Genomic DNA, 15,723 nt, shown 5'->3' on the forward strand with positions numbered 1-15,723 from the left:
TTTTTGAGTAAAAGCGAAGCCTCCGTGTTCAGCACAAAGAAAAGAACTCTGTTTCTCTGTGACTCTGTGTTTTTATTTTAGTTCAACACAGCCTCTAACCGAACCAAAAATGCAGTTCATTTACACCTCAAATGCAATTCATTTACACCTCAAATGCAGTTCATTTAGCATGCAAATGCAGTTCATTTAGGGTGCAAATGCAGTTCATTTATACTGTTTTATTGGGGGCTCATATCAGACTGGAGAGTTTTTAATTTCTATGCAGCATTGAATCTTAAACTCTGCGAAACTCTGCGTACTCTGCGGTTAAAAAAGAATAGTTAAATCAGAACTTAACAGCCCCTGTAAAAGAGTATTTGATGTTTTTATATAAAAAAACAAAAAAAGCAAAATATTTCTTTATCTTTGCAGAAACAAATCCTCAATTATTTATAAACTACATTAATATTGATTATTATGAAAAAAACACTATTAATCAGCGTATTTGCATGCATTGCACTATCTTTTTCTTTAGAAGCCATGGCACAAGATAAAGCCTCGGGAAAAGAACGTAAAGGCATTGAAAAGCACGAAAAAATGTTAAATAAGGACCTTGAGAAAAAAGCAATAAAAGAAGCTCGTAAAGAAGCCAAGAAACTAACAAAAGAAGGTTTTAAAGTCCTTGTTGGAAAATTACCTTTAGACAAACAGCTTGAAAACTCATGGCAAAAACAAGTAGAACTAACTACAGATGGCAACCCATATTGGTATGTTGCTTCATCCAGAGCTATAGGTGGCAACCAATCTTCTGCTCAGCTGCAAGCAACTAATGCAGCAAAAATAGACTTGGCCGGACAGATTCAGACAAAGGTTTCTCAACTCATAGAAGCTAAAGTTGCCAATGATGATATGGGGCAACAGGAAGCAGCTAGTCTTTCTAGTGTAGTAGCCTCAAGTAAAAGTGTTATTTCTGCAAATTTAGGCCGTACAATTCCATTGGTTGAAATATACAGAACTCTTGAAAATAACAATGTAGAGGTTATGGTTACTGTTGGCTATAGTGCCGATGCTGCAACAAAAGCAGGTATAAAAGCAATTCGTGAAGAATTAGCTAAAAAATCAGAAGAGTTGGCTAAAGAACTTGATAAACTAGGTTACTAATTTTTATATTCTCAAGAATTTAATAGATGAGACTAAATAAGCTAATTGTATTAGCTTTCTTATTTGTTGTCTCTACAAACCTTCTGGCTCAAAAACCCATAAAAGTAAAGGGTGTTCAAGGGCGCTGGGAGGTTAGTGGAGATATTACGATGAAGATTGCTGAAGAGCGTGCTCTTTTGGAAGCTCAAAAAAATGCTCTGCAAAAGGCAGGAGTTATGGAAAATGTGTGGTCGGTCTTTGGCCAAATCACTCAGGAAAATGGAACAGAACTATATGAAGCATATTCACAGATGAATGTTCTGGCCATTGGCGGAATGATGAATATCACAGATAAAAAGGTTGAAGAAATTTGGGATTCAAATATACAAAGACTCTATAAAGTGGTTACAATTGATGCAATAGTACAACCACAAGAACCCGATAAATCGTATGCTATTGAAGTAAAAGAAGCTGATCGTTTTTATAAAGAAGGCGACAACTTTACCTGTAAGCTGTTTCTTCATGGAACAGATTCATATCTTAAAATATTTTGGTTTGATGAATTGGAGGGCTCTTTAATTTATCCAAATGATTATGAAAAGAATGTGCTGTTTACAACCAATAAAGAGTATTCTGTACCATTTAATAGTTTAATAGAATATCGAATTGAGAAACAAAAAAAGGGCTCTGAAAGTGAAAAAATAAATATTATGATGGTCGCCACAAAAGAGAATATCCCATTTACAGGTGAGGTTACTTATCAAAATGTATTAAAATGGACCTATTCTATTCCAGCAAATCAACGTTGTGCCCATTATGATATGCTTCTGATTAAATAATATAACACCTCATATAATAAACATTTAGTATTAGAATGAAAAGGACAAAAATTAGAAAACGTATATTACTTTTTTTTACTGTTGCTATAGCTAGTACACAACTATATTCGCAGATGGTAGAAAAGAGGGAGTTCCCAACAGAAAAGAAAGTTGACGACTTTGTAAACACAACTTATTGTATGACCATTCTATCGAAAGGCTTTTTATATACAGTAAGAGATTATCCGGTTTTGTCTCAAGGCAAAATACAACAAACCTCATTTAACCCAACAGGGAGCTCTTTAGCTATTCTTCAAGCCAAGAAACCAATTAGTGTATATTCTTTTCGGAAAAGTAATACTAAGCTTTTTGAGTTAAAGGAGAAAAGAAAAAAACTAGAAGCGAAACCACAGCCAATAGCCATGTGCTATAGTAGTGATGCTCGTCATTTTGTTGTATCCAATTCATTGAAAGAGATTGTAATATATGATACACGAGAGTATTTACCCCAAGCTTATATACAAGATGAAGCACCAGCAACTATGCTTGCTATGAGTACGAATAATTATTTTATAGCAGCGGTTGCAAATACAAAAATCAATATCTGGAATTTTCAAACAAAAGAGTTAAGAACCAGCTTACAGTTGCCTGCGGAAGTTACAGGTATAGCATTCTCGCAAGATGCCTCTACTTTTGCAGTAACTACCAATGATGATGTTTTAACGATTTATGACACAAGATCTTGGGAGATAACTTATAAATATCAAGATCTGGGTGGAACACTAAAATCTCCATCTTTTCATCCGGAAGGAAAATATTTGAGTGTTATTAAAAACAACCAGGAAATTGTAATACTAAACCTGCGCAACAAGAAAGTTGAACAAACCATTGTTGAAGATGTACCAGGAATATTTGCCGGACGTTTTTTTGCTGATAATCAAAGAGGAGATATGTTTTTGCTTTCTAATCGTCCCAAGTCTTTGATGTTGTGGGATGCTAATCCCCTTAATCCTTTCTTTGGCAAAATATTAAATAAAGAAGTAGAAGCCAAAATGAATGAGTGGGTCAAAATGATGGAAGGAGAATCAATGGAAGATTATGCTATTCGTGTAAATGATGAAACTCGTATTAAACAACGGGAAGCTTTTGCTCAAGAAATCGCTACAGGAATGGCAGGAGATAGAATATCAGTCAGCAATCCGTTTATTGAAGCATACGATGCAACTGATAATCTGTTGACTATTGGTTTTAACAATATGTCCTCCATAGATATCAAAGTTCCCGAAAATGAACGAGACAGTTTTAAGGATAGCAAGGATTTGAAATTCTCAAATGCTGTATATGTGCTGAATGAAAATGATGAGTTTGAAATAGCTTATCTGGAAGTTTTGAATGAAACAACTAACAAAGTTTATATTTACGATAATATTGGCCGTACAAAACTTGAAGCTCTTGAAGAAGAAGATTTTGTTCCATTAGAAATTATGCAACAGGTGACCCGTGAAGAAGTGCAACTAAAAGAAGCTTTGGAAAGACTTGTAGCAGAAAACAAACAAGAAAAACTTATTACCGACAATACACAGATTAATGTGAATGCAGAAGTGCTGAAAAGTACAAATGCTGATGGAAAAAACATTCTGAATTACAAAGTAATCTACCAGTATGAAGTAGTTAATAAAGAATTCTCTGCTTCAGAAGATTTTCCTTCAGGCGGTTATGTTATCGAACGTTCAAATGCAGCCATGGCATTGATGAAAATTATTAAAGATGCCTTTGAAGGTGAGATATCCAAGTATCTTTCAGAAGGTAAACAAGTAAAAATCATTATAACAGGTTCGGCAGATGCTAGTCCAATTCGCGGTAAAATAGCATATAACAACAACTATGGCGAATTTATAGATGAACCTTATTATAAGGATGGTAACTTGGATAATATTACAGTAACAAAAGCAACCGGGATTACTCAAAATGAACAATTGGCTTTATTGCGTGCAGCAGGTGTAAAACATTACATTGAAAATAATGTAGAAACACTTAGTAATACTCACAATGAATTTGATTATAAAGTAGAGGTTGCCAAAGAACGTGGAGGTGAATATCGTAAAATTAGTGTGGAATTTATGATTATTGATGTTACTTTTTCTCACTAAAAGATAAAACGAAGAAATATGAGAAGAGTTTTAATGCTGGCAATTATTGGGGTAATTACAGCAGTATGTATTCAAGCACAAGATGCCGCCGGTTCTTTTAGTCGTGCAAATCAACAATTTGTTATGTTTGAAAGTGAACACGACAAAGGAACCAACATAACCAATATGTATAACCATCTGCTTGAAAGCCATATTGCTTTTATCAAAGTTCTGGATGCAGCAGACAATGAACAGTATATAGACGCTACAAAGAACAGGCTTCGAAGCATGTATCCGTTTTTGTTAAATGCTGCTGTTTACTATTCCGAACAGAAAGATCAAAAGCGAGCTTTAGATTTTGCTTCGGCATATATTGAAATGCCTTATCTTTCGGTATTCAGAGATGAACTGTTATCTAAGGATAAACGATATATTTCGGTATTGTATTATGCAGCTGTTGCGGCTTATAATTTGGAGAAAAACAATCAGGCTTTGAAATATTTTCAAGAATACTTAAATACTGAAACCGAAACCCAAATGAAAGACTGCTTTGTATATATGAATATGATATATCAGTCGCAGAAAAATTATACCGAACAGGAACGTGTGCTTGAACAGGCTATAACTAAGTATCCGGTTTCTTTGGATTTTTATTATAATTTGGTAAATGTCTATATTGCCACTAATAATCTTCCGGCATTGAACAAAACCATTGATCGTATTTTAGAAGTAGACCCTAACAATGACAAAGTGCTACCCATTAAAGCACGCTTGTTGGAAAAAGAAAAAAAATATAAAGAGTCTCTCGAAATGTATGAAAGATTGCATGCGCTTTATCCAGCTAATTTTGAAATAAAAACAGGACTAGCCCGTGCTAATTTTAATTATGCAACTGAAATTATTAATAGTGGAGCCAGAGAAGTCAATGATACGCAGTATGCTATTATTCGTCAACGGGCAGCAGAATATTTAGAGAATGCTCATAAACTGTTTTTGGAAATTCTGGAAAAAGAGCCCTTTTCTACACAATACATGAAAGGACTTGTTAGTGTATATCAATACATGGACGAGAAGCCGGAATATGATGTTTTGAGTAAGATTATTGAAGATGGCGTTTCTTATAATGAGTTTGCTCCACGTTTGGCTGCATATAAAAAGGAATTGGCTGAGTCTGCTGTTACTCCAGCAGAACAAGAGCCTATCCCTGTTCCGGTTAATCCTGCCAAATTAGTAATTACGATTGATGAATTTGCTGATGCCAATGAAAATAAAGTTATTGATGCCGGCGAAAGTTTCTTTATAACTTTCACAATCGAAAATAAAGGAGAGGGAGACGCTTACGATTTGAGATTACGGCTCTCGGAGCAAAGTGGATACGATAAATATTTTGATGGTCCCCGTGAAATTGATGGTGGAAATATTCTGGCAGGCTCTTCAAAGCAGTACACGTTTCGTTATATAGCCAAGAAGGAACTTCCAACAGTTGAAACTAAAATCAACATTTACGCTTTTGAGGCCAATGGCTTTGATGCAGACCCTTCAGAACTTATAGTGTATGCTCAAGAATATGATATGCCGCAATTACGAGTAGCCGATTATCAGTTTTTTGCTCCCGATGGTTCTTCTATAAAACTAGGTAGTAGTGGAAAATTAACATTGGCTGTACAGAACCTAGGAACTCAGGCTGCACGAAATGTAAGAATAAACTTTGCACTCCCCCGTAATGTTTATAATACGGATTCACAAGAAATGACAATTGACAGTATCCCATCAGGAGAAGTTGCAACCATTGATTATAGCTTTTTGGTAAATAAACGCTTTGATCAGGATTCTATTGTTGTATTAGTGAATATATCAGAAGAAACTCGTTCGTCGCATGTAAATGAGGCTTTTAGAGTTAAAATGGGAGAATATTTAACGGCGTCCTCTTCTATTACTATTGGTGGAGCTGGAAACATACGAAAAGTTAATGCCGAAGATGTTACACTCGGATTTAAGAGTGAACTTCTGGAAAATGTGCCCGAAGGAGCCGAAAACAAACATCGTTATGCGCTTATTATAGGAAATGAAGATTATAGCAGTACTGGTGCAAATGCCGAAATAAATGTACCCTATGCTATTAATGATGCTTCGGTATTCCGAGAATATTGCATACGGACATTTGGTATTCCGGTAACGCAAATAAAAATGATACCCAATGCTACTGCAGGTATGATGCACGAACAACTTGATTGGCTGGTTAATATAGCAGGAACAGACCCTGAAGCTGAGTTGTTTTTCTATTACTCTGGACATGGAAATAATGAGGAATCTACAAAGGAACCTTATTTATTACCAGTGGATATTACCGGAAAAAACATTCGTTTAGGGCTTTCATTGAATGAATTATATACACAGCTTGCGAAGTTTCCGGTAAAAGCTTCTTATGTTTTTCTTGATGCTTGTTTTAGCGGAGGATATAAGAGTGCAGAACCTCTCATTGCACAAAAAGGAATTAGGGTTGTGCCTAAATCCGGAGTTCCTCAAGGGAATACGTTGGCCTTTTCATCTAGTAGTGGCGACCAAACATCTAGCGTTTTTCATGAAAAGAAGCATGGATATTATACCTACTATTTAATTAAAACGATAAAAGAGGCTAATGGTGATATAAACTTAAAAGATATATTTACCAAAACTTGTGATGAAGTTAAAAAAGCAACAGCCCGTTTAGGTAAAATTCAAGAACCTCAATGTTTAGTTTCACCCACTTGGGATACTTGGGGAGAGATAATATTAAAGACTCCTGAACAAGCTCCAACAGAATAATTTTAAAACGCCCATTAGTTCAAAGATTATAATCACAGAGAACTAATGGGCATTTTTTATCTTATAACTATGAATAATGATAAATATTCCAAAGCATTTATCAACTCAGCTCTATTGTTAATCTGGACTGAGCTTGTGTTTTTTATACTGTTATTCATTGGTATTGCCCCATTGAATTTTAATCCAATTGGGCGATTGCAAAATTGGATAGTATCAACTCATCTATTCTTAATAGTTATAACATTACTATATGGAATATTGCAACTTGTTGTGGTTTTCAAAGACAAACGAAAGATATACAAAATAGTTATTTTCTATGGATTGTGGTGGATATTTTCCATATTTTTTTGTGGATTACTATTTACCTATTTAGATATGAAGCTCGGCTATTTTGTATCTGGAGATGAATTATACAGTAAAATACTGAAAGACATGTGTAAGAGTTTCGAACTGGGAACGGAGTTGGTATTTACATCTTTCCCCTTTAATCTTTTTGTCTTAGCATTCTCATTTCTGCTGTTATATATATCAAACTTTAAACAATCCGAAAATGCCTGAAAGACAGGACTGTGTTTATTGTAGGCTTAGAAGGACTCGAACCTCCAACATATCATACCTAGAACCGATATAACCCTCTCCAATTTTTTGTAGGAACAAGGGCCCGCTTTACCAGTTTGCGCATAAGCCTGTTTTTAGAATAAGAAAAAGGTAAATGGGTAACAAAATCTCCTATGTTACCCATTTGGGTTTAAGAATTATATAGGTAAATTTACGCTAAAGCTATCTGATATTATGCATAACCAACTTTGCTATTCCCCCATTTTCCAGGTATTAATTATGAGGGGGAAGAAGGATTCGAACCTCCGTATAATATAAAGGTGTATTTACCTAAATTCTTAAAACTAAAGCTAAACTTCAGCTTATTGACTTCGACACTAATGCTTACTATCTAGGATTGGATAAACTTAATGCTGATGCTTGTGCTAAAGTCAAGTTTCTTTTCTATTTTCCTGTGTGCAGATATTCGAAGAAGTTTTTAGCTTCGAACTTCGACTCTACAATCTCCACATTATTTGCTTCTTTCAGGGCAATCACTACAGCGGTGAGCAGTTCGCTGCGGCGACGAAGAATTTCGGCACGTTCGCGTTGTGAGGTTTCGCCCGAGAAATTCTGGATGGTATAATCGCCCAGTTCAATAGGGATAGTCTTCACAGCCACTTGTGGTTTATAACCTTCGCTGTTTTTAAGCTGACTCAAGTTGGGGTCTTCAAGAATATAGCTCACCTTCTCAGTCGATTTCTTAATCCCGCTTTGAAGAGGTGTTTCGTAAATCTCGCGGTTAAGATACATCTCGTTTTCAGACTTTGTCCATATCTCGCTGTCGGAACGAACCGGCAAGCTGGCATACATCTTCTCAAAATCTGTAGATTCGAGGAAGCCTTTCAAACGAAGCAACTCGAGCGAAGATAGTTCGCCAAACGATTTTCCATTCACCACCAGCTCAGCTTTAGCTGCTCCTGCCGCATTGGTAGCTTCGATGTTCATTATATCTTGCAGGTATTCGGTATTGTTTTCTACAAACCAGTCGAGTTTTTCTTTTACAGTAGTTACTACAATTTTGTTTTGCCGTTCAGATGGTTCGTCTATTGTATCAGGACGGGGCGAATATGTTTTTTTAATTCCTTTGAAACTGCCTTGCGAATCTTTAAAGAATTTAAGGTAGTCTTGAATAGCTGCCCGAAAACGACTGGAGGTTGTGTCTACTTTAGCTAAAATAGTAGGCAACAACGTTTTTTTGTCTTTCTTTTCCATCTTTATATTGATTTTATTGATTGTTGTCATTGTTGTTCACAAAGGTAACATTTTATGTTACATGATAAGTGTTTATCCAATTGAAATCACTTCACATCCTCCCGGCGGGTTGCCTTTGGCTCTTTCTTTTCTTCTTCCGAGGAAATTGTCCAGACCTCATTCTTATCTACAAATCTTTTATCATCCAGTTTCTGGAAGGTAGGGGCATCTGCACCTTCTAACACTTTGTAACCTTTGTGTTCTCCAGCTACCCCGTGCTCGGATTTAAGATGATAGGTTAAGAAATATACCCGATTCTTATCCTTTACTACTTGAAGCGAAAGGATTTCGAAAGAAGCACGATCTATTTCTTTGCATTGTTTTAAATCTCCTTCACCAGCAAAGTAAACATGGTTTTTATCGGCAAACCAATAGTTGTTTTCCAACCCCTGAAAGCTCTCCACATCCAAACCGGGGAATGTTATTTTCCGCAGTGGGGGCTGACCAAAAACATCTATTTCGTACAGGTTGTTTTTATCCTTAAACAAGGTCGACGCATAACCATCAACCGAGCGGAAGGTGGCTGCATCGTATTCTCCTTCGAGTGGTTTTATTTTATTGGGGGTATAAAAATTACTTGTTTCAAAATAAATTCCGTTTTTATCCATGTAGAAAGGTTCGCGCAGGCATTGAAAAGTGGCATAGTCCGCCCATTCCAGAATACGATCTTTATAATATACGTGGGTGGAATCTTTCAGTACATGATAACTCAGGATGGTTGTTTTTTGGGGATCTACGCCTACCAGTTCTTTGCTTCCGAAGTAAACTTTTCCGTCTTTCGAATCGTAAAAGGCTTTGGGATTGATAAAGAAAGGGGCTATTAACACAGCCATTACAGCAAGAGAAATAGCTATCCCTACCCATTTTGTTTTGCGTTTACTATTCACCTGATTCCGGTAAACCTGCCCAAACGAAGCTGGAGTTGAGTTTACAGCATTGGGATTCACGTAGTTTGTCCAAACTCCCCGCTGGTCTTTTCCTTCTACCACATTATATGAGTTGTATTGCTGAAGTTCTTCAATAATATCTTGAATTTGTTGTGCTTGTTTCAAACTTACATCGAACTTGGCAAACTCAAACCCGGAAGCTTCTATTATAAGGAGACATCCTTGCTGATGAGTTCTGAATGCCAGTTTGGTAATCTGATTTAGTTGGAGGGATCGTTCGGAACTTCCCACTTTGGTTACAGTTAACCTATCTTTGTTTATTGTTACAATATAGTTTCTTGTGGCTATCTTTTTGCACAGGGTAAACACACCAAATACAATTGCCAATGTAGCTATAATAGCTATGTATTGATTACCCGAAGTAAATATCCACTTCATAAAATAAACAAAACCAAAGAAGAGTAAAGCAAAAATAATGGGTAGTGCAGTGAGTATTAATACTGTACGGTTAATACTTTTAATCTTGAATATTTTCGTTTTCATTTTCCTGTTCTACTTGTTTACGCACATAAGCGGCTGTTATGTATATGTTGATAATTCTCTCTTCGTTTGCCAACTTGTGGAGTTCTTCTTTCAGGTACAGGGTTGGCTCGTCCGAATAGTTCTCGGATGTATTAATGCGCATAACCTGTCCGGTAGTGGCCATCTTGTTCTCGCGTACCCAAACGGAATCGCCACGAACAGAATCTACATACATGGATGTTTTTTGTTTGTCGGGCAGTTTGTAGTTTATAACAAGTCCTTCGTCTAGTGTTTCTATTTCCTTGTGTATTTTTTCTATCTTTTCTTTTTCGCCACTTATAACAAGGTAGGTAAAGAAGCCGGCAAATAATAACAGCAGTATAAGTCCTGCAAAATGATAGAAACGATAGCTGGTTCTTTTCAGTAGCTCATGGTCTTTGGGGTGTAGATGCGGCAATGCACTGGTTTTGTATTTTCCTTGGCACACCGAACATTCCAGAATGGGTTGTTTATCACTTGGCCAACAAGGAATATACATCCAGTGACTCACTTTACAAATAACATCCATCCGTAGGGTTCCTTTGCTGCCGCAACTGGGGCATGTATCATCTAAAAGGATGGGACCTTTATTAATTGTTTTGTAATAATATCCGTAAACCATAGTAGCGCTTATCTGAAGCTGATTCTCAATATAGTCTTATTCGTTTTGCAAACTTACTTATTTTTATTGAGAGTAACTCCATTCTACGCTGTAAATGGTTATTTACACCTTATTTATCAGAATCCGGGATAGGCCTGCAACTCCGCATCCGTAAACGACTGTATCCATTCAACAACTACAGGCTCTTTACAAGTATCACCAAAATCCAGAGTTATGGTAATATTTGTTGGCGTTGTTGAGAAAGAGTATCCATTATGTGATTGATAATCTGTAATTTTAAACACATACATATCTTCACCTACTTTCATAGCTTTGTCCGAATCAAGTTCCCAGTATTCAGGAGCCGCATGTATGCTATACGATAAAGTTAACCATTTTTTATTAGCCGATGCTGGAACTCCGGGAGCTTTCACCACAATATTAGGATAAGCAGAAGGATTGTACTGAACACGTTTCTGTAGCTTAATTCCTGAAGAAACAAACGACATTACGCCGTTTACTGCCCGATATGAAGCTGTTGAGAAAGTCCATGCTTTCAGTTGAGTTAAGTCTTCCTGTATCCTTCCTTTCTCTTTTCCGGTATTTAAATCATCACCCAGATAATAAAGCAAACTGCCAAAGCCGGTATTGTCGCATGTAAAGCCTGGTCCTTCGGGCCGTACAAGTCCTAAAACAATTTTCGTATAAGGCATTTCCAACCCTTTCCGTACTACATAATGATTATAGGCTATCTCAAAGACCGAACGAAAACGTCCCATGCCATCTTTTCCAAAGGTGGAAAGGTTGGAGTATTTCCCGGTGATATCTTTCCATGTAACAAAGGGAACATCGTAACCCAGATTTGATTTGGCAAGATATTCATATCCTTTCAGTATGCGATTATCCAATGCGCTATACAAGTCAACACCTTGTGTCCAGGCTACCTCTGCCATATCGGCAAAGCAGGCTACACCAAGCATGGCGTGCTGTTGGTCGCGACCGGCTTCCTGCGATTGTCCGCTTTCGACAATGTAGTTTGGCAGGCTTCCGTTATCCTTTCCGTGATGAAAGAAATCAATGGCATCATCATAGAGTTTGCGGTCATTCAAAAATATACCGAAAGAAAGTTGCGCCTTTGCCACCGCAATTCCCCAATTACCATTGGTATAAGGTGCAGTTTGAAAGAATTTGCTTAAAACCGGTTGGAATACATTCCGAAACATGGCTTCTACACATTCTGTATCCTGCTCATTCCAACCATCCGGATATTGGGCTGTAGCATAAGTGTAACGCATAATCTCTGCTGCGTTCACTAACATAAAGCCCTGCAATCCTGCGCAAAGTGGAGCATCATTAGTAGGAGGTATTTGTTGGAGGGTAGCCGCATAAGCCCTGATAATTTCCATCGACTTGTTGGCATGCGCTTTATTGCCCGTTATCTGCCAGAGGAGGGCATTGTAATAGGCTGAATTAAAATCACGTTCACTTGGGTTCTTGGTGTAGCTATATTTACCATCGCGACTGATTATCTCGAAAGGCCCTTTCATCAGGTAATCGGCACTGGCTTCCGGCAGGCTTCTAAGTATTTCGTACGAGCCGTAAGCCGGTTGGGCTTTGTGGTCAACGAATTGCTTTATCCGCTCCAACGATTGTTCGGAGTGAAGCAACCCGGGATGAATAAACTGTTGAGCAAAAGCACTTGGAATGATACATAGCAAACTACAAAACAACCTTATTTTTCTTAATTTCATAACAACCAAAGATTTTAATTGAATATAAATAACTCCTCACAAAAATACGGATAAATAAAAGCTGATCTTATGCCATATAGATTCATAAACTAGTACAATTTGATGAATATTAGTTCCCGTAATCAGAAAAATGGTTCAATTTGTACCACCCCATGAAACAATGTGTGCCATGTATTTACCATAATTATTGCTTTCTTTGTATAGTAACAACTAATTGTTAAATGAAATGAGAATACCGACTTCCATCTTAGTACTGTTTTTAAGCATAAGTAGCCTTGCTGCAAACCAATATAAATTCCGGCTGATTGATGTTATTGATGGACTGTCCGATAATCAGATACGTGGACTGAGCATCACACCCGACGGTCGCATTGCCGTACGAACCGCCTCTATAATGAACATTTACAACGGAGCCACCTTCGAGCATTTTCCTTACAACAAAAAGCAGAAATATGGATGGGATTACAACCGCCCTACCAAAGAATATTACGATAATGAGGGGAGGATATGGATGAAAGAACTTGGATATCTGTTGCTTTTAGACCTGAACACCAACCAATTCAATTACAACATATCGGAAGAGTTAGCCGCACACGGCATCACCAAACATTTAAAAAACCTCTTTATCGACGATTCTAAAAACTATTGGTTCCTAACGGATGATGATACGTTTTCTTTTTACGACATAACCCGCGGCGAACACATTACGATAGAAGACGGCCAAAGCGAGTTCACCAAATTACACGGAATTCCGGTGGAACTGGCCCAATACAAAAACCTATGCTGGATAGTTTATGATAGCGGTTTAATACGTTGCTGGGACTATACATCTTGATTTCCGTTAACGTTGTTGTCGTAACAGATAGCGGGTACACTAACATCTGCTACTTTCACACCAAACCGGGTGGATATGGCGTCATTTCTCACATGTGAAGGGTAAGCCACTCCACCTGGTCCCTTGGCTGGGATGGTAAACGGTGTGTATGCATGAACGATGTTGCTTTGCGCATGCAGAGGTACTGCAGCCAATACATACAACATTACAATTAGAATGTTGTAAAATAGAGTTTTCCTATTCATAAATTATTTATATAAGTAAGTTCAAAAACGAGCTTTTACAAAGAACGAAAATATACTTGAGACTTATTAGGCTGAAAAAACGCAGAGATTACCCCTTTATGTTGCATTGCTTTTAAAAAGAATCATGATTCGATTTAAACTATAAAATGAAACAAATAATCGTATATTTACACCCGCTAAACCCACAGATAATAAAGTACGTATGAATTTTAGAACAAAGTAGAAATGAAAAAACATTTATCCCTAACCCTCTTAAGCTTATTGCTTTGTAGTGTAACCATTGCCCAGTCTATAGTAAAGGATGAACATAAAACCATTGGTACTCAATGGGATGGTAAAAAAGTTGCTTACTTAGGCGACTCCATGACCGATCCTCATTCAACTGCAACTACAGCATGGTACTGGCAATACCTGAAACAACTGATGAACATTGATCACTATGTGTATGCTCGTAGTGGCTACCAATGGACCAATATCTATCAGATGGCCGAGAAACTGTACAATGAACGAGGGCAAGATATTGATGCCATTATAATCTGGGCAGGAACAAATGATTACCGCGAAACACCTATCGGTGAGTTTTTTACCGAAAAAGACACCATAACCAACTACAACGGAAATATGGTTGTCCGTAAATACCGCATGCATACATTTACAGACTCGACTTTCTGCGGACGTATTAACCGGGTAATGTCATTCCTGAAAACAAATTACCCAGACAAACAAATTATCATAATGACTCCTATTCACCGGGGTTATGCCAATTTCAGCGAGAAGAATGTACAACCGGACGAGAACTTTACAAACGCTACCGGTATCTATTTGGAACCATACATTGAGGCGCTCAAAGCTGCCGGACAATATTGGTCTGTACCGGTTATTGATCTCAATTCATTAAGCGGGCTTTATCCGGTTTACGAATCGAACACCCCATATATTAATAAAGAATACACAGACCGTTTGCACCCCAACGCAGCCGGACACTACCGGTTGGCAAGAACCATTCAATACCAATTACTAACATTGCCCGTGGGCTTCTGATTTTTAAATGACTCAATTGGTATAAATCGAAGATTTTTATCTAAGTTTGCAGATAACTTGTTATTATAGACCTGAATATTGAAATAAAAATATCAAACCATGAGTACAGTTCGCAATCTCCCCATTGGAATACAAACTTTCGAGAAAATCCGTTCAGGGAATTTCCTTTATGTAGATAAAACCGATTTAGTTTGGCAAGTTGCAAATAACGGTACTGCATATTTTCTGAGTCGTCCGCGCCGGTTTGGCAAAAGCTTACTCATCAGTACATTAGAATCTTACTTCCTTGGCCGAAAAGACTTATTCGAAGGATTGGCACTGGCGGATTTGGAAACAGAGTGGAAACAATATCCCGTACTGCATCTGGATCTTAATGCAGAAAAGTTTGATAGTGCAGAACGATTGATAGGGTTGATAAATGCTTTCCTGACACAATGGGAAGAACTTTATGGAAGTAAGGAGAATGAAACTACACTCGCTACTCGCTTTGCCGGTATCATCCGTAGGGCCAGTGAGCAAACAGGCATGCAGGTCGTTGTTCTGATTGATGAATATGATAAACCTTTGTTGCAAAACCTACTTAACGAACCTTTACTGGAAGAATACAGAAACATTCTGAAAGGCTTTTATGGTGTACTGAAAAGTGCCGACCGTTACTTACGTTTCGTATTTCTGACTGGTGTTACAAAGTTCTCTCATGTAAGTATATTCAGCGACCTTAACCAACTAAGCGATATCAGTATGGTACCTGCTTATGCCACCATTTGTGGCATTACAGAGGAAGAATTGGTAAAGGTATTTACGCCAGAGTTGAAGAAGGTAAGCGAGTTTAATGGTTATACCTTCGAAGAAACCGTTGAGAAAATGGCTGCTCAATACGATGGTTATCACTTTCGCGAAAATACGCCAGGTTTATTTAACCCCTTCAGTGTGTTAAGTGCATTGAAATACCTGGTATTGGATAACTTTTGGTTTCAAACAGGAACCCCAACTTTTTTAGTTGATTTACTGAAAGAAAGCGATTATGATTTGCGTATATTAATTGATGGTGTTGAAACCAGCCCAATAGCTTTTACCGAA

Annotated in this window: 12 protein-coding genes and 1 tRNA gene; 7 read left to right on the forward strand and 6 right to left on the reverse strand. The window is 37.4% G+C overall.

The window, feature by feature from the left end; all coding sequences use genetic code 11:
- Positions 1 to 456 precede the first annotated feature (456 nt).
- The 4 genes from D0T85_RS15180 to D0T85_RS15195 are packed head-to-tail and all read left to right on the forward strand — an operon-like array spanning position 457 to position 6,871.
- On the forward strand, positions 457 to 1,140 hold the full coding sequence (locus D0T85_RS15180) for a hypothetical protein (protein ID WP_163214375.1): 684 nt from the start codon (positions 457 to 459) through the stop codon (positions 1,138 to 1,140).
- Between the two features lie 26 nt (positions 1,141 to 1,166).
- A complete protein-coding gene (locus D0T85_RS15185; RefSeq protein ID WP_163214376.1) occupies positions 1,167 to 1,958 on the forward strand; it encodes a DUF4384 domain-containing protein in 792 nt (263 codons plus the stop codon).
- Between the two features lie 35 nt (positions 1,959 to 1,993).
- Positions 1,994 to 4,087, forward strand: coding sequence for a WD40 repeat domain-containing protein (locus D0T85_RS15190; protein WP_163214377.1), 2,094 nt, complete (start codon positions 1,994 to 1,996; stop codon positions 4,085 to 4,087).
- Positions 4,088 to 4,105: 18 nt separating this feature from the next.
- Positions 4,106 to 6,871 (forward strand): caspase family protein, encoded by a 2,766-nt coding sequence (locus D0T85_RS15195; protein ID WP_163214378.1) that lies wholly within the window; start codon positions 4,106 to 4,108, stop codon positions 6,869 to 6,871.
- 579 nt (positions 6,872 to 7,450) lie between these two features.
- Here the strand turns inward: D0T85_RS15195 and D0T85_RS15200 are convergent.
- The 5 genes from D0T85_RS15200 to D0T85_RS15220 form a co-directional block, all read right to left on the reverse strand.
- Positions 7,451 to 7,559 (reverse strand) — tRNA-OTHER (locus D0T85_RS15200).
- 314 nt (positions 7,560 to 7,873) lie between these two features.
- A complete protein-coding gene (locus tag D0T85_RS15205; protein ID WP_163214379.1) occupies positions 7,874 to 8,683 on the reverse strand; it encodes a hypothetical protein in 810 nt (269 codons plus the stop codon).
- Positions 8,684 to 8,769: 86 nt separating this feature from the next.
- Complete coding sequence (locus D0T85_RS15210) at positions 8,770 to 10,152, reverse strand: DKNYY domain-containing protein (protein WP_163214380.1); 1,383 nt, start codon at positions 10,150 to 10,152, stop codon at positions 8,770 to 8,772.
- Entirely contained in the window at positions 10,127 to 10,792 is a 666-nt protein-coding gene (locus D0T85_RS15215; protein ID WP_163214381.1) for a hypothetical protein, read from the reverse strand. Before D0T85_RS15215 ends, D0T85_RS15210 begins: the two co-directional genes overlap by 26 nt.
- 116 nt (positions 10,793 to 10,908) lie before the next feature.
- Positions 10,909 to 12,522 (reverse strand): alginate lyase family protein, encoded by a 1,614-nt coding sequence (locus D0T85_RS15220; RefSeq protein ID WP_163214382.1) that lies wholly within the window; start codon positions 12,520 to 12,522, stop codon positions 10,909 to 10,911.
- Positions 12,523 to 12,748: 226 nt separating this feature from the next.
- Here D0T85_RS15220 and D0T85_RS15225 point away from each other — a divergent pair, with 226 nt between their 5' ends.
- A complete protein-coding gene (locus D0T85_RS15225; RefSeq protein WP_239060738.1) occupies positions 12,749 to 13,357 on the forward strand; it encodes a hypothetical protein in 609 nt (202 codons plus the stop codon).
- Here the strand turns inward: D0T85_RS15225 and D0T85_RS15230 are convergent.
- Positions 13,345 to 13,602: a hypothetical protein gene (locus tag D0T85_RS15230; RefSeq protein WP_203558495.1), complete on the reverse strand. Its 258-nt coding sequence runs from the start codon at positions 13,600 to 13,602 to the stop codon at positions 13,345 to 13,347. The genes D0T85_RS15225 and D0T85_RS15230 overlap by 13 nt on opposite strands.
- A 225-nt stretch (positions 13,603 to 13,827) precedes the next feature.
- On the opposite strand from D0T85_RS15230, the gene D0T85_RS15235 reads away from it, so the two are divergent.
- Both D0T85_RS15235 and D0T85_RS15240 read left to right on the forward strand, forming a co-directional pair.
- A complete protein-coding gene (locus tag D0T85_RS15235; RefSeq protein ID WP_163214383.1) occupies positions 13,828 to 14,643 on the forward strand; it encodes an SGNH/GDSL hydrolase family protein in 816 nt (271 codons plus the stop codon).
- A gap of 99 nt (positions 14,644 to 14,742) precedes the next feature.
- The coding region (locus D0T85_RS15240; RefSeq protein WP_239060739.1) for an AAA family ATPase at positions 14,743 to 15,723 on the forward strand (981 nt) is incomplete at its 3' end.

Source organism: Bacteroides sp. 519, assembly GCF_010500955.1.
Lineage (GTDB): Bacteria > Bacteroidota > Bacteroidia > Bacteroidales > Bacteroidaceae > Bacteroides.

Coding starts and splice junctions, on each gene's coding strand:
- D0T85_RS15180 (WP_163214375.1), top strand. CDS start 457: ATGAAAAAAACACTATTAATCAGCGTATTTGCATGCATTGCACTATCT.
- D0T85_RS15185 (WP_163214376.1), top strand. CDS start 1,167: ATGAGACTAAATAAGCTAATTGTATTAGCTTTCTTATTTGTTGTCTCT.
- D0T85_RS15190 (WP_163214377.1), top strand. CDS start 1,994: ATGAAAAGGACAAAAATTAGAAAACGTATATTACTTTTTTTTACTGTT.
- D0T85_RS15195 (WP_163214378.1), top strand. CDS start 4,106: ATGAGAAGAGTTTTAATGCTGGCAATTATTGGGGTAATTACAGCAGTA.
- D0T85_RS15205 (WP_163214379.1), bottom strand. CDS start 8,683: ATGGAAAAGAAAGACAAAAAAACGTTGTTGCCTACTATTTTAGCTAAA.
- D0T85_RS15210 (WP_163214380.1), bottom strand. CDS start 10,152: ATGAAAACGAAAATATTCAAGATTAAAAGTATTAACCGTACAGTATTA.
- D0T85_RS15215 (WP_163214381.1), bottom strand. CDS start 10,792: ATGGTTTACGGATATTATTACAAAACAATTAATAAAGGTCCCATCCTT.
- D0T85_RS15220 (WP_163214382.1), bottom strand. CDS start 12,522: ATGAAATTAAGAAAAATAAGGTTGTTTTGTAGTTTGCTATGTATCATT.
- D0T85_RS15225 (WP_239060738.1), top strand. CDS start 12,749: ATGAGAATACCGACTTCCATCTTAGTACTGTTTTTAAGCATAAGTAGC.
- D0T85_RS15230 (WP_203558495.1), bottom strand. CDS start 13,602: ATGAATAGGAAAACTCTATTTTACAACATTCTAATTGTAATGTTGTAT.
- D0T85_RS15235 (WP_163214383.1), top strand. CDS start 13,828: ATGAAAAAACATTTATCCCTAACCCTCTTAAGCTTATTGCTTTGTAGT.